Origin of the sequence: Paenibacillus vandeheii (assembly GCF_030433635.1) — a bacterium.
Classification (GTDB): Bacteria; Bacillota; Bacilli; order Paenibacillales; family Paenibacillaceae; genus Paenibacillus; species Paenibacillus vandeheii.
In genome coordinates this window covers 476131-493902 of record NZ_JAROCD010000004.1, presented here as the reverse complement: position 1 = coordinate 493902, position 17772 = coordinate 476131, and the positions used below count along the sequence as shown (strand labels likewise).

20 protein-coding genes and 1 tRNA gene are annotated in these 17772 nt (G+C 45.0%); 18 read left to right on the top strand and 3 right to left on the bottom strand.

Going from position 1 to position 17772, the window contains the following annotated elements:
* Positions 1-53 precede the first annotated feature (53 nt).
* A complete protein-coding gene (locus P5G61_RS10265; protein ID WP_285076431.1) occupies positions 54-728 on the bottom strand; it encodes a GntR family transcriptional regulator in 675 nt (224 codons plus the stop codon).
* A gap of 797 nt (positions 729-1525) precedes the next feature.
* Here P5G61_RS10265 and rpmH point away from each other — a divergent pair.
* From rpmH to P5G61_RS10205, 12 genes are all read left to right on the top strand, one after another.
* Positions 1526-1660: a 50S ribosomal protein L34 gene (rpmH, locus tag P5G61_RS10260; protein WP_024629517.1), complete on the top strand. Its 135-nt coding sequence runs from the start codon at positions 1526-1528 to the stop codon at positions 1658-1660.
* Between the two features lie 267 nt (positions 1661-1927).
* On the top strand, positions 1928-2278 hold the full coding sequence (gene rnpA / locus P5G61_RS10255) for a ribonuclease P protein component (protein WP_024629518.1): 351 nt from the start codon (positions 1928-1930) through the stop codon (positions 2276-2278).
* A gap of 74 nt (positions 2279-2352) precedes the next feature.
* Positions 2353-3234 (top strand): YidC/Oxa1 family membrane protein insertase, encoded by an 882-nt coding sequence (locus P5G61_RS10250; RefSeq protein WP_024629519.1) that lies wholly within the window; start codon positions 2353-2355, stop codon positions 3232-3234.
* Positions 3231-3932 carry an RNA-binding cell elongation regulator Jag/EloR gene (gene jag / locus P5G61_RS10245; RefSeq protein WP_024629520.1) on the top strand — a complete coding sequence of 234 codons (702 nt, stop codon included), beginning with the start codon at positions 3231-3233 and terminating at the stop codon, positions 3930-3932. The genes P5G61_RS10250 and jag overlap by 4 nt, the downstream gene beginning before the upstream one ends.
* 213 nt (positions 3933-4145) lie before the next feature.
* Positions 4146-5522, top strand: a complete 1377-nt coding sequence (gene mnmE, locus P5G61_RS10240) for a tRNA uridine-5-carboxymethylaminomethyl(34) synthesis GTPase MnmE (RefSeq protein WP_079348440.1) — start codon at positions 4146-4148, stop codon at positions 5520-5522.
* A 221-nt stretch (positions 5523-5743) separates the two neighbouring features.
* Positions 5744-7633: a tRNA uridine-5-carboxymethylaminomethyl(34) synthesis enzyme MnmG gene (gene mnmG / locus P5G61_RS10235; protein WP_301246326.1), complete on the top strand. Its 1890-nt coding sequence runs from the start codon at positions 5744-5746 to the stop codon at positions 7631-7633.
* Positions 7633-8355, top strand: a complete 723-nt coding sequence (gene rsmG, locus P5G61_RS10230; protein WP_076287179.1) for a 16S rRNA (guanine(527)-N(7))-methyltransferase RsmG — start codon at positions 7633-7635, stop codon at positions 8353-8355. Before mnmG ends, rsmG begins: the two co-directional genes overlap by 1 nt.
* Positions 8356-9138: 783 nt before the next feature.
* Positions 9139-9957, top strand: a complete 819-nt coding sequence (gene noc / locus P5G61_RS10225) for a nucleoid occlusion protein (RefSeq protein WP_024629524.1) — start codon at positions 9139-9141, stop codon at positions 9955-9957.
* 188 nt (positions 9958-10145) lie between these two features.
* Complete coding sequence (locus P5G61_RS10220; protein ID WP_024629525.1) at positions 10146-10907, top strand: ParA family protein; 762 nt, start codon at positions 10146-10148, stop codon at positions 10905-10907.
* Complete coding sequence (locus tag P5G61_RS10215; protein ID WP_301246325.1) at positions 10900-11745, top strand: ParB/RepB/Spo0J family partition protein; 846 nt, start codon at positions 10900-10902, stop codon at positions 11743-11745. The genes P5G61_RS10220 and P5G61_RS10215 overlap by 8 nt, the downstream gene beginning before the upstream one ends.
* Before the next feature lie 151 nt (positions 11746-11896).
* On the top strand, positions 11897-13048 hold the full coding sequence (locus P5G61_RS10210) for an aminotransferase class V-fold PLP-dependent enzyme (RefSeq protein WP_301246324.1): 1152 nt from the start codon (positions 11897-11899) through the stop codon (positions 13046-13048).
* 258 nt (positions 13049-13306) lie between these two features.
* The gene (locus tag P5G61_RS10205; RefSeq protein WP_301246323.1) at positions 13307-13807 is read left to right on the top strand and encodes a DUF4446 family protein; all 501 of its coding nucleotides are present in this window, start codon (positions 13307-13309) and stop codon (positions 13805-13807) included.
* Here the strand turns inward: P5G61_RS10205 and yyaC are convergent.
* Positions 13782-14387: a spore protease YyaC gene (gene yyaC, locus P5G61_RS10200; protein WP_024629529.1), complete on the bottom strand. Its 606-nt coding sequence runs from the start codon at positions 14385-14387 to the stop codon at positions 13782-13784. The two genes, P5G61_RS10205 and yyaC, sit on opposite strands and share 26 nt — an antisense overlap.
* 116 nt (positions 14388-14503) lie before the next feature.
* On the opposite strand from yyaC, the gene P5G61_RS10195 reads away from it, so the two are divergent.
* The 4 genes from P5G61_RS10195 to P5G61_RS10180 all read left to right on the top strand — a co-directional run bounded on the left by P5G61_RS10195 (position 14504) and on the right by P5G61_RS10180 (position 16125).
* On the top strand, positions 14504-14767 hold the full coding sequence (locus P5G61_RS10195) for a putative Se/S carrier protein (RefSeq protein ID WP_029880815.1): 264 nt from the start codon (positions 14504-14506) through the stop codon (positions 14765-14767).
* Between the two features lie 14 nt (positions 14768-14781).
* Complete coding sequence (locus tag P5G61_RS10190; RefSeq protein WP_301246322.1) at positions 14782-15723, top strand: mechanosensitive ion channel family protein; 942 nt, start codon at positions 14782-14784, stop codon at positions 15721-15723.
* Positions 15713-15922, top strand: a complete 210-nt coding sequence (locus P5G61_RS10185) for a DUF951 domain-containing protein (protein ID WP_079348526.1) — start codon at positions 15713-15715, stop codon at positions 15920-15922. The genes P5G61_RS10190 and P5G61_RS10185 overlap by 11 nt, the downstream gene beginning before the upstream one ends.
* A gap of 112 nt (positions 15923-16034) precedes the next feature.
* Positions 16035-16125: transfer RNA gene (locus P5G61_RS10180), tRNA-Ser, on the top strand.
* A 422-nt stretch (positions 16126-16547) separates the two neighbouring features.
* Here P5G61_RS10180 and P5G61_RS10175 read toward each other — a convergent pair.
* The gene (locus P5G61_RS10175; RefSeq protein WP_024629533.1) at positions 16548-16742 is read right to left on the bottom strand and encodes a YjzC family protein; all 195 of its coding nucleotides are present in this window, start codon (positions 16740-16742) and stop codon (positions 16548-16550) included.
* 201 nt (positions 16743-16943) lie between these two features.
* Here P5G61_RS10175 and rpsF point away from each other — a divergent pair, with 201 nt between their 5' ends.
* Complete coding sequence (gene rpsF, locus P5G61_RS10170) at positions 16944-17237, top strand: 30S ribosomal protein S6 (RefSeq protein WP_024629534.1); 294 nt, start codon at positions 16944-16946, stop codon at positions 17235-17237.
* Positions 17238-17285: 48 nt separating this feature from the next.
* A complete protein-coding gene (ssb, locus tag P5G61_RS10165; RefSeq protein WP_024629535.1) occupies positions 17286-17771 on the top strand; it encodes a single-stranded DNA-binding protein in 486 nt (161 codons plus the stop codon).
* Position 17772: the final 1 nt, after the last annotated feature.

Here is a 17772-nt window from a genome sequence, read left to right as displayed (position 1 = left end):
CAAACTCCCTGCACGATATGCCATCAAGTGAATGAAATTTCACCACCGTGTCATTAGGAATCAAAGCTTTCGTGCAGCGTCTGGCCTGAATCCTGGAAATACGTGCGGACTCCAGATTGAATCCGTGCCTGGTCGCCTGATTCAAGGGCCTCAATGAGCAGACGGTGTTTATCAATAACAGCGCTTACTTTCTGCTCGCCCTGAATAAATACCCTGCGGGTGGTGAGCAGCATGACTGTCATGACAACATAACGAATGCTTCTCCATAGATGTAAAATACGGGAATGCTGGGCGGCTTCAATAATGGTCTCGTGAAAGACCAAATCCTGATAAGCGAATTCAACCGCATCTTGGTGGCGTCCAGCCAAATCCATTTTGTCTATTACATTACGAAGCTGGGTAATCAATTGTTCTGGCACATCTCCGGCAAGTCGCTGCTGTACAAAACTTTCAATCAGGAAACGGACGTCATACAATTCCTCGACATCTTTAATTTTCAATCCAATGACAACGACACCCATACGCTCCAGCCGAATAAGTCCTTCATTCGACAATGTTCTTAATGCTTCACGTACAGGCGATCGACTGCTGTCAAAATCGGCGGCAATACGATTTTCTGACAAAATTTCGCCAGGACGAAGGGTTCCGCTAATGATCCGCAGCCTTAATTCGCAGGCAATGGCTTCCCCGCGGGAAGCTCCCTGAAGCCAGGATGATGGAAACAGCATAATGGCTAACGCTCCTATTATAAGTAATCAGTTCAATACTGATCATAGCACAACTATTTTGTGGATTGAGCATAATGAATCAATCCTTATAACGAGAATAAATGGCAGCTTCTCTGTGCGCGTGCAGAATTATAGGAACTTCATACTGTTTCCAATGGGATTTTTCAAAGAGCTTGAGGACGTAATGTATTCCCTTAGATAAGGCTAGATATTCACTTCATTTTGGATGAGTATACTTGTATACAAGATGTGATTTTTTTATCCTACACCTTTCTCGAAAACTTGTAAACCATAATAATAAAGCGGATACATTAAATTTTAAGAATATCATTTTCAATAGCCATAATTCATTGGGCTCTTAAGTTATAACTATCTATAGCTGACTACTACAGTCTTTTAGAAACGTATCTATATTAACCGAAAGTAGAGCCAGTGAACCCAACCTGTGAATCGGCAAATATTCCTTATCCACATGTGAATAACTTGGAAATGATAATCAAACTTAGAATGAAGGGGATTAAAGGGTGTGGATAACAGTATAAATTGATTTTTGGTGAATGAAACGGGACTTGGGGATAACTTTTGAAGCTTCTACATGCTGCTGTAAGAAGGTTGTAAACAGGGGGACGTATCCATGGCCGTTAAAACTGGGTGGTATAGGCATTAAAAGGAGAAAGGAGGCAAGAGGCTCACAGTTGACTTTTCCAGTTGTTCGTGGTTAAATGTATAAAGGTGTTTTCTGTGAAGATGAAAGTGATTCATCACATAAGTATTTCCTTGTAAGGAGGTGCAATACATTGAGACCTACATTCAAACCGAACGTTAGCAAACGTAAAAAAGTTCATGGTTTCCGGAAAAGAATGAGCACGAGCAACGGACGTAAAGTTCTGGCTGCACGTCGCCTTAAAGGCCGTAAAGTCCTGAGTGCTTAATGCATGTGAAGACCACCGAGGTGGTCTTTTTTTTCTTAAATAGGTCATTTCAGACTGGATGCTGGTATAGGTCAGGTCTGAATTGGCTGCGCAAAAGCATAAGTGCATATTGATGCTCAATGAATGAGATGTCCGTTTTTTCGAAAACGTTCCTTATATAATGAAGTTGCCGCCAAGACGGTTTATCGTTATTCAAGAAAGCCTATACTAAATCAGTAATGAGGCCTTCGTCAATAATGTTGGTGGAAAACAGCAAGGAGAAGCGCCGTGTATAAAAGACTGCGTTTACGAAACCGGGCGGACTTTAGCCGCGTATACCGGTATGGGAAATCGTTTGCCAATCATCAGTTTGTGGTGTATGGCTGTCGTCGTAAAGATACAGAACAATTCCGAGTGGGTGTATCCTGCAGCAAGAAAATCGGAAACGCTGTCGTGCGCAACCGGATGAGACGCATGATTAAGGAAATTGTACGTCACCATGAGAAAGAGATTGTCACGCAGATGGATCTGATCTTTATCGTCAGAAAAGGTGCATTGGACATGTCCTATAAGGATATGGAAAAAAGCCTGTTGCATGCGATGCGCAAGGGCTCTCTTTTGAAGTCGGGCAAGCGGTAAGCTTCGGTTTATTTGTCCTCCTAATTATGGTATGATTTACGGTGGAATGGAATGGTTAAGAGAGGGGTTATGAAGTGTCGCGATTGAAGACATCAAAGGGGAAGTGGATTCTCCTCATTGCAGTCATTGCAATGGTCACCGTGCTCGCCGGATGTACTCCGCAAGGGGCCGGGGTCACTACGGAAGATCTAAGAAACGGATCATTCTGGCAAAGCAATGTTATTTACTGGTTCTCCCTGGCGCTCGATACATTTGCCAACTGGTTTAACGGTGAATATGGACTAGCCGTCCTTGTGATGGTGTTGATTGTACGTACGTTAATCTTGCCGCTGACAATGAAGCAGGTACGCAGTTCCAAGGCGATGCAGGCTATTCAACCGAAATTGAAAGAAATTCAAGCCAAGTATAAAGATACACCTGAGAAAGTTCAGCAAGAAACAATGAAGTTGTTTCAGGAGAACAAAGTTAATCCGATGGCGGGTTGCTTACCACTTCTGATTCAGATGCCGATTTACATCGCACTTTATAACTCAATTTACGGAAACTCGAGTCTGAGAACGCATGATTTCTTGTGGCTTCAACTCGGATCGCCGGATCACCTGTTTATTTTGCCAGTGCTGGCTGCCATCACAACATTCGTGCAAACGTGGATGATGATGCGCATGAATCCTGCACAGCAAGTTGGACCAATGCAGTTCATGCTGTGGGTTTATCCGATATTGATCTTCGTAATGTCTTATCAGTTCCCGGCTGCATTGCCGTTGTACTGGTTCTACAGTAACATCTACACGATCGTGCAAAACTATTTCCTTTACCGGAATAATGATAAAGTCGTGGCTGAGGTCAACGTGAAGCAGAGCAGCACTTCCAAAAATGGAAATGGAGCTAAACGCAAAAACGGTGGCAAAGCAACTGTCTCTGGAAAAGGGTCGAAAGGGGCCAAAAAATCGAAATGACCAAAGTCATTGCGTCAGGAAAAACCGTTGAAGATGCTGTAAACCAAGGATTGGCTGAGCTTGGCGTGAGCCGGGACAAGGTCGAGATACAAGTGTTAGAGCAGCCGTCAAAAGGATTCCTGGGTTTGATCGGGGTAAAGGCCGCTAAAGTGGAAGTGAAACTTCTGTCTGTGCCTGAACCTGTTCCACAGCCGATCAAGCCGGCCGCACAGGTACCTCAGGTTGAGGCAACACTTGAGGGTGTGGCTGCTAAAAATCCCTATGAGGAAGCGGCTGCTTTCTTAAAAGAAGTGGCAGCAGGTATGGGACTTGATGTTGAAGTGCATATCAAAAAACAGCGTGATGGACATATCTTCAATATTGCCGGTGAAGACCTGGGCATGATCATTGGCAGACGTGGACAGACGCTGGATGCCCTTCAATATTTAACGAACATTGTAGCCAACCGTTATTCGGAAAGCTTCGTTCGGATCGTTCTCGATGCAGAGAACTTCCGCCAACGTCGACGCAAGACGCTGGAGGATCTGGCTGAACGTTTGGCTGGACAGGCGATTCGCACCGGCAAGGAAGTTGTGCTGGAGCCTATGCCCCCGCTCGAACGCAAAGTCATTCATGCGAAACTGCAAAATCACTCGCAGATTAAGACATACAGCAAGGGCGAGGAGCCCAATCGGCGCGTGGTCATTACGACGAAATAACACGAAATTGAAGACGCAATGGCTTCCTGCTCGGTGCAGAAGCCATTGCTTTTTTCGTACAGAAGTATATTTTACAGAACCAAAAAGCGGTTTTTAATAAAGTCATTTAAAGATTGAATGATGCGGTTAGAAGCATTGTGAACTGAACTTATATTGAAATTAATATGGCGTCCCGAGGGGCGCAATTTTAAAATAGAGCAAGGAGAGATAACGATGATTAGTGATACGATTACAGCGATATCAACAGCTGTCGGAGAAGCGGGTATCGCTGTAATCCGGGTAAGCGGCCCGGATGCAGTGACGGAGACGGAGAAGATTTTTCGCAGCAAAACCCCACTAACGCAGGCAGCATCCCACACGGTTCATTACGGTCATATTATAGATCCAGGCACCAGCGAGAAGATTGAGGAAGTATTGGTTACGGTGATGCGGGCGCCACGTTCTTTCACAACTGAAGATGTCGTGGAGATTAGCGCCCATGGCGGAGTGGTTTCGGTTAAGCGTGTCATGGATCTGTTGTTGCAGCTCGATATTCGTCTTGCTGAACCCGGCGAGTTCACGAAGCGTGCTTTTCTCAATGGACGGATTGATCTATCCCAGGCGGAAGGGGTCATGGATCTCATTCGTTCCAAATCCGATCGAGCCTTCTCGGTTGCACTCAAGCAAGTGGAGGGCAAATTGTCATCCAAGCTGCGTGATCTAAGATACACATTAGTCGAGACGCTTGCTCACATTGAAGTCAATATCGACTATCCCGAGCATGATGTAGAGTCACTAACATCTGAATTTATTAAAGAAAAATCCAGTCAGGTGATGACTGAAATTGATAAATTGCTGGTAACTGCAGAGCAAGGTAAGATACTGCGGGAAGGGATTACAACCGCTATCGTAGGCCGTCCAAACGTAGGGAAATCTTCTTTGCTCAATACGTTGGCCCAGGACAATCGCGCAATAGTAACGGATATTCCAGGTACCACGCGTGACGTTATTGAGGAGTTTGTTACCATTAACAATATACCGCTCAAGCTGCTCGATACGGCAGGTATTCGGGAAACGATGGATGTCGTGGAGAAGATCGGCGTGGAGCGTTCCCGGTCTGCTGTGAACGAGGCGGATCTGTTATTGATGGTTATCAATGCTGCCGAGCCGCTGCACCCAGACGAGATTGAATTATTGGAACAAATACGCGGTAGACAATCCATTATTATTATGAATAAAATGGACTTAGCGCCGCAGGCGGACCGCGATGTGCTGCTTCGTTACATCCCCGAGGAACGAATTGTTCCGATGTCGGTGAAAGATGATCTGGGCGTGGATCGATTGGAAGATGCCATCTCAACGTTGTTCTTCAGTGGCAAGCTGGAGTCAGCCGACCTCACGTATGTCAGCAATGTTCGTCATATTGCTTTGCTCAAAAAAGCGAAGCAGTCGCTCATTGATGCTTATGAGGCGGCAGAGCAGCTGATACCCATTGATATGATTCAGATTGATGTTCGTCTGGCATGGGAGCAGTTGGGTGAAATCGTGGGCGATACAGCGCATGATGCATTAATTGATCAGATTTTCTCTCAATTCTGCCTTGGAAAATAACCTGGGGTAAACATACTGGCTCTGAAAAGTAGTATGATAATAAAGTCCATCTGTGGGTGGTCAAAGAATCCGCGAAAATGTCTGAAGTACGTATAGACTTGATGGCTTAATATAGATCGAAATGCATTCCGTCGGGTATGGATCGTGTTTCGTGATTTTTACAAAAAATTGATCGTATGCATGAATTTAGGCGTGCAGCGGCAAAAAGGAGGTAAACTGGAATGGCTTTTGATGGCGGAAGTTATGATGTAATCGTCGTTGGGGCAGGACATGCTGGTGTGGAATCGGCACTGGCTGCAGCTCGTATGGGCTCTAAAACGCTGATGATTACAATCAATCTGGATATGGTGGCCTTCATGCCTTGTAACCCATCTATTGGGGGACCGGCAAAAGGACATGTGGTACGTGAGATTGATGCACTTGGTGGAGAGATGGGACGGAATATTGATAAGACCTTTATTCAGATGCGAATGCTCAACACAGGTAAAGGACCTGCTGTTCATGCGCTTCGTGCTCAGGCCGATAAATTCTCTTACCAACATACGATGAAAGAAACGATGGAGAATGAACGCAACCTGACAATGCGTCAAGGTATGGTCGATCGCCTGATCGTTGAAGACGGGCAGTGCGTAGGTGTAGTTACTCAGACGGGTACAGAGTATCGGGCCAAAGCTGTTGTTCTGACAACAGGAACGTATTTGCGCGGTAAAGTAATTATGGGTGAGTTGATGTACGAGAGTGGTCCGAACAATCAACAGCCTTCACTTAAGTTATCCGAACATCTGCGTGAGCTTGGTTTCGACCTGGTTCGTTTTAAAACAGGTACTCCACCACGTGTGCATAAGGATACGATTGATTTTAGCAAAACGGAAATTCAGCCTGGCGATGACAAGCCAAAATTCTTTTCCTATGAAACGGAATCTTCCGATAATGAGCAGCTGCCTTGCTGGTTGACATATACGTCTGTGGAAACACACCAAATCATTAACGATAACCTTCACCGTGCACCTATGTTTTCGGGGGTTATTGAAGGTACCGGACCACGTTATTGTCCATCGATCGAAGATAAAATTGTGCGTTTTAGCGATAAGCCGAAGCATCAGATTTTCTTGGAGCCAGAAGGCAAAAACACATCGGAATACTATGTACAGGGTCTGTCCACCAGTCTGCCTGAGGATGTTCAATTGGCGGTTTTGCGTTCTATCCCGGGTATGGAAAAAGTAGAAATGATGCGTAACGGTTACGCCATTGAATATGATGCGATGGTGCCTACACAGCTGTGGCCTTCACTGGAAACAAAACGTCTGCCAGGTCTGTTTACAGCAGGGCAAATTAATGGTACCTCCGGGTATGAAGAAGCGGCAGGACAAGGCGTAATGGCCGGTATCAATGCTGCACGTAAAGTTCAGGGTAAAGAGCCTGTCGTACTTGATCGCTCCCAAGGGTACATTGGTGTACTGATTGACGATCTCGTAACCAAAGGTACGAATGAACCTTATCGTCTGCTGACTTCCCGTGCAGAATACCGTTTGTTGCTTCGTCATGATAATGCAGATATGCGTTTGACGGAAATAGGCCACGATATTGGATTAATTCCTGAAGAGCGTTACGCCAAATTCCTCGATAAAAAAGCAAAGGTAGAGCAGGAAGTGGCTCGTCTGAAGGCAGCCAAAGTTCGTCCTGTCGAAGTAAATCCGAAGCTGGAAGAGATCGGCTCTACACCGATTCAGGATGGCAGTACACTTCTGACATTGATGCGTCGCCCAGAGATCGGGTATGACTGGATTGAGCAGATCTCACCGTCTGAGGTGGAGCTGACTGCTGACATGAAAGAGCAAGTGGAAATTCAAATTAAATATGCGGGTTATATTGAGAAACAATTGATCCACGTGGAACGTTTGCAAAAAATGGAGAAAAAGAAAATTCCGGATACGATTATATATGACGAAATTCATGGCCTTGCGATGGAAGCAAAGCAGAAGCTCGCTACAATTCGTCCAATCTCGATCGGACAGGCATCCCGTATTGCCGGGGTTACTCCTGCGGATATCTCCATTCTGCTGGTTTACCTGGAGCATTATAACCGTGTAACCGCAGCAAGGGGACAATAATGGACGATATTCAACAGCAGCTACAACGCCGCCTGAAGAAACATGGATTGGAGCTGGATGAACGCCAGCTGGAGCAATTCGAGTTGTATTTTCAGGAGCTGGTAGCTTGGAATGAAAAGATGAATCTAACCGGGATTACCGAACGTGAGCAAGTATACACCAAGCATTTCTATGATTCGGTATCGCTGGCGTTTTATACAGATATGTCAAAGGTAAACAAACTTGCAGACATTGGTTCAGGGGCGGGGTTCCCTGGACTACCGCTTAAAATTTGTTTTCCGCATATCAAGCTAACCATCATTGATTCGTTGAATAAACGTATTGGCTTTCTGCAGCATGTTGTGGATACGCTCGGCTTAACGGATGTGGAATTGATTCACGGGCGTGCGGAGGAGCTTGGTCGCAAAGAAGGATATCGTGACAGCTACGACCTCGTAACTGCTCGTGCAGTTGCTAAGCTAGCGGTGCTTAACGAATTCTGTCTGCCATTTGTTCGAAAAAGCGGATTATTCGCTGCTATGAAGGGTGGAGACCCGCGCGAAGAAATGAAGGAAGCCGAGTTCAGCTTTAACCAGCTGAAAGGACGGGTGAAAGCAGTTCATCCGTTCCAGCTACCCGTTGAAGAATCGGCACGTCATATCATTCTGATTCAGAAGTTTGATAAGACACCATTTAAATATCCGCGTAAACCAGGAACACCACTAAAAACACCTTTGGTATAGTTTTGTTGTATTTTTAACTGTTTTTAGTTGGAAATGTTCTTTATGCAACATCGTTTGTGTGTAAAAGGTAGATGATATTTGCTCGGTTTCTCAACGAAGAATTTAGAATAAGAGAAAGAGGATGTTTCACGTGAAACATCCTCTTTTTGTGTTTTGATTTATTAATCTTTGAATAGATCGTTTCTCCCTCTCCATTTCCATTACATAATTAGACAAAAGTAAATAAAGATTCATTTTGGGTTTGAAAGCTATTTTGTTATTGCTGTTTTCTAGTTAAAGATATTCTTTGTTGGATAAAGTGCTGATTGTAGGAGAACGGCAGAGGATTTTACAGGGGTGTCAAACAAGCGCAAATTTGTTCTGCCACGGAACACGGACGCTATCTTGTGAAATTCAATTTCAAGTGGTACTAAACCAGTACACAATTGTAGCTACTAGGAGCAGGTGCTGTGGGTCGAGAACTTCCATATCTTATTGTGTATAAGCAGTCATATCGCTAATGTTCATGAAGAAAAAGCAGGAAAATTAGAAGAGTTTAAAGAATAGGTAAACATAGGATTATGGAAGAAAAGATGATAGAATAGAAGTAGCCGATCCTGGATTACAGAGATCATAGATTATATGTATAGATAGATTATCTAGCAATACGGACTAGGGTACAGAAAGCGTCATGAAAGGCAAAACTTATTCGAAGAACGACAGCATTTGAAAGGGTCGCATATTGAATAAGAAGCACCTGCAACTCTGCGGGAGCTATTACGAAACTAGGTGGTAATATACGGAATGAAAGAACAATTTTCGAAGTTGTTTGGTTTGGCGGAGCGCAATAACGGAGATGAGATTAAACAAATTCCGGTCAACGAAATTGTGAGCAGCCCATATCAACCCCGTACTATCTTTGATGATGATAAAATTGATGAGTTGTTGCAGACGATCAAGACACATGGAGTTATTCAACCGATTGTCGTCCGCGTACGAAATGGATCATATGAGATTATCGCCGGGGAACGTCGCTGGCGTGCAGTTCGGAAACTTGGCTTGGATCATATTCCGGCCATTGTACGTGAATTTAACGATTCTCAGGCAGCGTCCATCGCATTGATTGAAAACCTACAGCGTGAGGGACTCACTTCAATTGAAGAGGCCGTTGCTTATCAGAAATTGATTGACCTGCACCAACTTACACAGGAAAGTCTTGCGCAGCGATTAGGCAAAAGCCAATCGACGATCGCCAACAAAATCCGGTTGTTACAGCTTCCGGATGGTATTAAGACAGCGCTGATGGAACGTAAAATTTCAGAGCGCCATGCCAGAGCGTTACTTTCATTGGATACGGAAGAGTTGCAAATGAAATTGCTCGGCGAGATTATTGATAAAGAGTTGAATGTAAAACAAACGGAAGCGAGAGTTGCCTTTTACAAGGAATCCTCGAAGATCAAAAAATCCAAACGTATCTCATTCACGAAGGATGTCAGACTCGCACTTAATACGATTCGTCAATCCATTGATATGGTATCGGGCTCCGGTCTGGACATCAAAACCAAGGAAGCAGACCATGAGGACCATTACGAGATCGTTATCCATATTCCGAAACGCAAATAATTGAAGCTTCAGGCGGCAATGGGCCGCTTTTTCTGTCTATAAAGTTGAGTGTGGCATGAACAGCGTAGAATCTAGCAGCATAAGAAGGAACGGTAGTTGAGGTTTTGTGGATGGTAGCCCCCTGCTTTTTGTTAACTGTAGCTCACAACCTACAAGAAAAGACTCCTATTTTATTTGAGGTGAAGGTATTGTCTAAGATTATGGCCGTAGCAAATCAAAAGGGCGGTGTGGGGAAAACGACGACATCTGTTAACTTGGGTGCAGGACTGGCTTCGCTCGGGAAAAGAGTATTGCTTGTCGATATTGACCCCCAGGGGAACACAACCAGCGGAGTCGGAATCAACAAAGCAGACGTGGCCAATTGTATATATGATGTCATCATTAACGAGGTTCCTCCACAGGAAGCCATTGTTGAAACTCAGATTGAAGGCCTTCATATCATACCTGCAACGATTCAGCTTGCCGGAGCCGAGATTGAGCTGGTATCCACGATATCACGGGAAGTTCGCCTGAAAAAATCACTCGCCATGGTGAAAAAAAACTATGACTACATACTGATCGATTGCCCACCCTCCCTTGGTATGTTGACGATCAACTCGTTGACAGCTTCCGATTCGGTGATCATTCCGATTCAGTGTGAGTATTATGCGCTCGAAGGATTGAGCCAATTGCTCAACACGGTTCGTTTGGTGCAGAAACATCTGAATACCTCGTTGCAGATTGAAGGGGTGTTATTGACGATGTTTGATGCACGTACAAATCTGGGCATTCAAGTGATTGAAGAAGTGAAGAAGTATTTTCAACAAAAGGTGTATCAAACGATTATTCCGCGCAATGTGCGGCTTAGTGAAGCACCATCACATGGTCAGTCCATCATTACGTATGATCCTCGATCCCGAGGGGCTGAAGTGTATTTAGAGCTCGCAAAGGAAGTGATTTCTTATGAGTAAGCGGCTTGGAAAAGGTCTTGATGCCCTCATTCCTTCGCTTTCAATTAATGACGATGATAAAGTCGTAGAAATCCCGGTTAATCAGCTGCGGGCGAACCCTTACCAACCTCGTAAAGTATTTGATGAGGATGCAATACATGAACTAGCCGAATCAATTCGCCAACATGGTGTCATTCAGCCTATTATTGTACGTCCTGTTTTGAGAGGGTATGAGATCATCGCTGGTGAACGGCGTTTCAGAGCTTCCCAATATTGCGGTAATGCCACTGTTCCTGCCGTAGTTCGTAATTTCAGTGATCAGCAGGTTATGGAGATTGCCTTAATCGAGAACCTGCAGCGGGAGAATCTGAATGCGATGGAGGTTGCAGTTGCTTATCAGGGGCTGATGGATCAATTCGGATTAACACAGGAAGAGCTGTCCGTAAAAGTGGGCAAATCACGTTCTCACATCGCAAACTTCCTGCGGTTGTTATCATTGCCGGAAGAAGTGAAGGATCATGTTTCACGTGGAACATTGTCAATGGGGCATGCACGTGCTATCGTCGGTGTTAAAGATGAGAGTCTTGTGAAGCAGCTGGCAAAACAAACCATTGATCAGCAATGGAGTGTACGTGAGCTGGAAGAGGCTGTTCAACAATTGGATCGTTCCAAAACGGGTGAAGCGAAAGCCAAATCCAAGTTGAAGAAAAAAGATCCATTCATTGATACATTGGAAGAGTCTTTGCGTGAACGATTCAAAACAACGGTAAAAATTAAGCATAACAAAGATAAAGGCAAAATCGAGCTCAACTACTACAGCAAACAAGATCTGGAGCGACTGTTGGAACTGTTGCAATAACAGTTGTGATTCCATGATTGATGAACAACATGCGGGGCTTTTTCATGTGATGACATATCGCCTCTGTACCATGGAGAAACGATATGTCATTGTTTGTTTATAGGGAACCTATCCAAGTAAAACAATTAATTAGGACAGAGGTGGTTATAAGGTGGAGGGAGTTATCTATCTGGATCATGCAGCGACATCTTGGCCTAAACCACCTGCTGTCGGGGAAGCCATGATGAAGGCTATGGATGTTGCAGGGGCCAACCCAGGCAGAGGTAGTCATCGGATGGCTGTACAGGCAAGCCGAGTTTTATTTGGTGCCAGAAAAGCGATATCCACTCTGTTGGGTGTTCGTAATGCCAACGATATCGCTTTGGGGTCGAATACGACAGAAGCTTTGAATTTGGCTATTCAAGGATGGTTAAGAGAAGGCGATCACGTTATTGCTACAATGGCTGAACATAATTCAGTAAGACGGCCCCTGGAGTACATGCGTCGATCTCGTTATGTAGAGGTTGATTATGTGGCTGTTAATGCTGCCGGGCAGATCGATCTGGCCCAATTCGCACGGTTGTTTCGTTCCAATACAAGATTAGTTGTCTGCACGCATAGTTCGAACCTGTTGGGCAGTATTCTGCCCATTGGTGAAATTGCACTGATGTGTCAAAAACATCAGGTGACTTTGCTTGTTGATGCTGCTCAAAGTGCTGGGATTCTGCCTGTGGATGTGAAGCAGCTCGGCATTGATATGCTTGCCTTCCCAGGACATAAAGGATTGTTGGGTCCGCAGGGAACGGGTGGTCTCTACATCGCTCCTGAACTGGATGTACAGCCCTTGCTTCACGGAGGGACAGGAAGCCAGTCTGAGGCGATTGAACAGCCGCATGTTCGGCCTGATCGCTATGAAGCGGGTACGCCAAATACAGTGGGTATAGCAGGTCTGGCTGCCGGAGTACAGCATGTGCTTGAACTGACACCTGAAATCATATATAAACAAGAGTGGGATTTGACTCAGCATATGATGGATGGGTTATCATCAGTACAGGGGATTCGAATGCTTGGTCCTGAAATTGGACAGCCGCGTACCGGATTGTTATCTTTTACTGTTGAAGGATATGATTCGGCACAGCTCGCTTTTCAATTAGACCGAAATTATGGCATCGCTGTGCGTTCGGGCTTTCATTGCACACCTCTTGCCCATGAGTCGGCTGGGACAACGGCAAGTGGGGCTGTTAGAGCGAGCGTGGGATATAACACATCCATAAATGATGTTAGTGCCCTGATCGAAGCAGTTATTGAATTAACAGCGAATTAACAGCGTCCAATTCTGTATTATGAAGCATCCCTGATAAAACATGAATTATAATCGCTTGAATAAGCAAAATGTAAAAGAGGCAAGTAGCCCAAACGAATGATTAGCCCTAAGGGTTATCTGGTGAATAATAGGAGTAAGCTTCAGGGCTACATTAGTACGTTGGGTGGCTTAACTTGGCAGAATGGATCGATGATTTGGAACACGCTTGATGCTACAAACGTTAACCTGAACAAACCAACAGAGGGGTAGTTGCACTACATGACTGAATTAAATGAGCTGATTCTGGAACAGCTGATATGGATTATTGGCGGCATGGCAGTACTTATGGTGATTTTGCTTATTATAAGTATTGCTCAAGGCGCAAAGCTACGGAAGTTTAAACGGAAATATGAGGCCATGATGGCTGGCAGTGGAGTGGAGGATCTGGAGTCGCTGTTGATCAATCTGAAAATCCAGATGGACAGCATCGAGGATGAACACATGCTGCAAACGAATCAGTTACAGATTGTGATGCAGAAGCTGACCCGCATTCAGGGTAAAGTGGGTGTGAAAAGGTATAACGCCTACGGAGAAAATGGCAGCGACCTGAGCTTCTCGATGGCGATGGTTAACGATAGCCAGGACGGTATGGTGCTTACGGGCATTTATAACCGTGATGGTTCCTATGTATATGCTAAACCTCTTAAAGGGGGAGAGTCCACGTATACACTTTCCCCTGAGGAAAAAGAAGCCATTACTCTGGCACAGCAAGCAGAGTAGAGCGGGTATGCCATTCGCGAATGGCGGAATAGAGACTGCTGGATATAATCTCGGACATGCGCATGACGAGACTGAGACGTGTGTTTTGCAAAACAAAGTATTCCATAAAACCGCCGACGTTAACGATACCTGTAAGATGGATATCGCCGACCGGCGGTAATTCTTTATTTACACCTGCTCCTGGTTTGAGCGGTCCATTCACGACCTGAATACATCCAACACTTGAAGACTGTCCGAGACAGGCATCAATCCCGATCACATAAGGGTTGTGATGTGTGGTATGTATTTTGTGAAGAGTGTCCTGCAGGTTCATTGCGTGTACGGGTTCATCCAACGTGCCATAGAGATGAAATAGAGGGCTGTCCCACTTAGCAAGTGACGAGCCTACGAGCGGGCCAAGGCAGTCTCCGGTAGAGCGATCTGTACCGATACAGACGACAACTACATTTTGCAAAGAGTGGGCTTTATAGAGATGGAACATTAAACGATGAATGATGGCAGAGTGAATGCCTGGATCTGTATGTGGGATTTTCAGGCTGGCCATGTCTTGAGATGAGAAGGAATGCGAAATGGGATTCATAGGATCTATCCTTTCCCTTGGAATAGTAGTAACAGTATATGGAAGGATAGAACGTTTTATACTTCGTGGGGACAAGCTTTTTCAAAGGGATGAATGTATCGTGAAAGGAGCCGCACATGGACGAGTGGATAGATGATTGGATGCTGATTGCTTTTGATTCCACCCAGCAGGCGCTGCGGGCAGAAATGCTGCTGGAGTTTGCCGAGATTGAGATTGATTTATTTCCTACCCCGAAAGAGATCACAGCGGGCTGTGCTCTATGTATTCAGTTTCCAAAAGAAGATCTGGAGAGAGTAAAACAGATCATTCGTAACGAATTTGTGGAGATCCGTGGCCTCTATTTCAAAACCGCTGACAGCTATGATAATATACCCATGTAGAGGAGGTTTGATCTATGTTGCCATTTAAGTTTGTTACGACAACAGACAATGAGTCTCCGAAGGAAATCGTAAATAGTGCAGTTCGCTGGACAGACCAATTATGGAATAAAATCGCCGATGCAGACATGTGGGTTAATATTCTGTTTAGCTCGATCCGCATCGTTATTATTTTCATTATTACGCGTATTGTGATCAAGATTGTATCACGTATTATAGATCGCACGATGGCACGAAAGCAGGAAGGCAAGATCCGCGTCAATCCGCGGCGATTTATAACGGTAGGAGAGTTGATGAAAAATGCGACCTCCATAACATGTAATTTCATTATGATTCTGTTACTGTTATCTGAGATCAATGTAAAAGTCGGACCATTGCTAGCAAGTGCGGGTGTGCTCGGACTGGCGATCGGTTTTGGTGCCCAAGGCTTGGTGAAGGATGTTATTACCGGTTTCTTCATTATATTGGAGGATCAGTTCGCAGTAGGCGATGTTATTCAAACAGGTACCTATAAAGGAACGGTTGAGGTCATTGGCCTGAGAACGACCAAGCTGGTTAGCTGGCAGGGTGAGGTGCACATTATTCCAAATGGTACGATTGCAAGTGTCACCAATTTCTCGATGTCGAATTCCCTTGCGGTAGTGGACATTCCCATGAAGGGTGAACAGAGCCTGGACGAGTCTGTACACTTGGTGAAACGAGCGTTGGCTGGGATTGAGGATCGCGATCTGAACATCGTTAAAATACCTGACGTGCTTGGTATACAGTCGATGTCTACCTCGGAATATGTGGTTCGCATTGTTGCCGAGTGCCTGCCGAACTCCAGAGCCTCTGTAGAGCGTCAAATTCAGGGTGATGTGAAGAAAACACTGGAGTATCATGAGATGAGCAATCAGGCAGCGTTAGAGCAAGCAGCAGCTCAGGAGAAGGATGAGGGGGATGGCACAGGTGGAGCGTAAAATTTTCCAGCTTGGGGACGTTGTGCAGATGAAGAAGCAGCATCCATGTGGCAGCAATGAGATGGAGATTATCCGAATGGGCATGGATATTCGCATCAAGTGTGTAGGGTGTAAACACAGCGTACTAATTCCCAGAGCAAAATTCGAGAAAAACATGAAAAAAGTACTTCGTTCAACAGAGGATTCGACTGAATCCTAATGCAATAACAGTGCCATTTTTACTTGTTTTCTTGCCTGTAACACCGTTTACATGTAGGTGTGGCTTGGGTATTGCGTTCTGTAAATGATCATGCTATAATCATTATTGCTGCGGAAAGGTACCCAAGAGGCCCAAGGGGGCTGACTCGAAATCAGTTAGGCGTGTCACAGCGTGCGTGGGTTCGAATCCCACCCTTTCCGCCACTCACAGATCTTGCTTAATTAATGAAATTAACAATTTACTCAACGTGTGTTGAGTTCTATACATGCAAAAAGACCTTCCAACCTGGAAGGTCTTTTCATTTTCGATGTTGTTGTCGAACAATCATTTGTTATTGAAAAAAACAAAGAGCCCCTAAGGGCTCTCCATTCGGCGATGCATTCGGTTTGTTAGGAAACAATCGGTCGTAACGATCAGAAACCAGGCGTATTGCGATTAACAATACTCGTGCTTCAGACAAAGGCCTTACACACAACCATCGTGCTTCTTAAATTACGTGATGAATCTCCAACATTAAATGTTCGGCTTCGTTGTCCAACGGAACCACACCTCTCTCGTGCATCGCCTGATTGTATTATGTGCATTAGTTCGTTTTATATACAGCAGTCTGAAAAAATCTTTACGATTAGTGAACGCGGGCCTTGGTAAGCTTCTTCCACTTACGATTCTGGTTGCTTGTTTCAGGGAAAGCTTCGCCCTTTTGCAGGGTTACTCGTTTCGGGTTGTTAATCTCCGTATGAAAGCTTTTCTCACCAACTTCGGTGTATTCACCATCGTTTGGAGCTTTGTCTCCTGGTTCAAACTCGGTTTTTTCACCCATGATAAGACCTCCTTGGCATAATGGATTTCAATGTTGCTTCTGTAGTGTGCTCCATTGGAGTAATGATCATGTGTAATAAGAAGAGGGAACGTTTGCTTGCATTGAGACGTCATTTTTGTTATATTAATATAGTTCGAGTTTGTGCTCGTTCCTTGCTCTCAACGTAGATTGAGGGCCAGAGTCCATAAGGAGGTGAAAATTATGCGCAAATATGAAGTGATGTACATTATTCGTCCTGATGTTGAGCAAGAAGTTGTTCAAGCTACAGTCGATAAATTCCAAGGCATCATCTCCAACGGCGGTGGTGAAGTTACAGCTCACGACGTTATGGGTAAACGCCGTCTTGCGTATGAGATCAAGAAATTCCGTGATGGTGTTTATGTTCTGGTACACTTCACTGCTGAACCAGCAGTAGTTACTGAGCTTGAGCGTCTCATGAAGATTTCTGACGAAGTCATTCGTTATCTCATTACAAACGACGTTAAGTCTGCTTAAGACGACTCGTGATCAACGCACCAATACGCTCTGAAGGAGGGGATTACATTGTTGAACCGTGTCATTCTGATCGGCCGGTTAACCCGGGATCCTGAGTTGCGTTATACTCCAGCTGGAGTAGCAGTTACGCAATTTACTTTGGCAGTGGACAGACCGTTTACAAGCCAAGGGGGAGAACGGGAAGCGGATTTCATTCCGGTCGTAACCTGGAGACAGCTTGCTGAGACTTGTGCAAACTATTTGCGCAAAGGACGCCTAGCTGCAGTCGAAGGACGCATTCAAGTACGGAACTACGAAAATAACGAAGGAAAACGTGTATACGTGACCGAAGTCATTGCCGATAACGTCCGTTTCTTGGAGTCAGCTAACCGTGATAATAACGGTGGCGGCGGTGGGCAACCGATGCGTGAAGAGCCTTCTTACGGAGGCGGCGGGCGCGCGAACAATAACAATAATTCGCGTAGCAACAATCAGGATCCTTTTTCCGATGACGGAAAACCGATTGATATATCGGATGATGATTTGCCATTTTAAC

Excerpts from the sequence above, each read along its gene's own strand:
- P5G61_RS10265 (WP_285076431.1), bottom strand. The coding sequence starts at position 728 with ATGCTGTTTCCATCATCCTGGCTTCAGGGAGCTTCCCGCGGGGAAGCC.
- jag (WP_024629520.1), top strand. The coding sequence starts at position 3,231 with ATGACCAAAGTCATTGCGTCAGGAAAAACCGTTGAAGATGCTGTAAAC.
- mnmE (WP_079348440.1), top strand. The coding sequence starts at position 4,146 with ATGATTAGTGATACGATTACAGCGATATCAACAGCTGTCGGAGAAGCG.
- mnmG (WP_301246326.1), top strand. The coding sequence starts at position 5,744 with ATGGCTTTTGATGGCGGAAGTTATGATGTAATCGTCGTTGGGGCAGGA.
- rsmG (WP_076287179.1), top strand. The coding sequence starts at position 7,633 with ATGGACGATATTCAACAGCAGCTACAACGCCGCCTGAAGAAACATGGA.
- noc (WP_024629524.1), top strand. The coding sequence starts at position 9,139 with ATGAAAGAACAATTTTCGAAGTTGTTTGGTTTGGCGGAGCGCAATAAC.
- P5G61_RS10215 (WP_301246325.1), top strand. The coding sequence starts at position 10,900 with ATGAGTAAGCGGCTTGGAAAAGGTCTTGATGCCCTCATTCCTTCGCTT.
- P5G61_RS10205 (WP_301246323.1), top strand. The coding sequence starts at position 13,307 with ATGACTGAATTAAATGAGCTGATTCTGGAACAGCTGATATGGATTATT.
- yyaC (WP_024629529.1), bottom strand. The coding sequence starts at position 14,387 with ATGAATCCCATTTCGCATTCCTTCTCATCTCAAGACATGGCCAGCCTG.
- P5G61_RS10195 (WP_029880815.1), top strand. The coding sequence starts at position 14,504 with ATGGACGAGTGGATAGATGATTGGATGCTGATTGCTTTTGATTCCACC.
- P5G61_RS10190 (WP_301246322.1), top strand. The coding sequence starts at position 14,782 with ATGTTGCCATTTAAGTTTGTTACGACAACAGACAATGAGTCTCCGAAG.
- P5G61_RS10175 (WP_024629533.1), bottom strand. The coding sequence starts at position 16,742 with ATGGGTGAAAAAACCGAGTTTGAACCAGGAGACAAAGCTCCAAACGAT.
- rpsF (WP_024629534.1), top strand. The coding sequence starts at position 16,944 with ATGCGCAAATATGAAGTGATGTACATTATTCGTCCTGATGTTGAGCAA.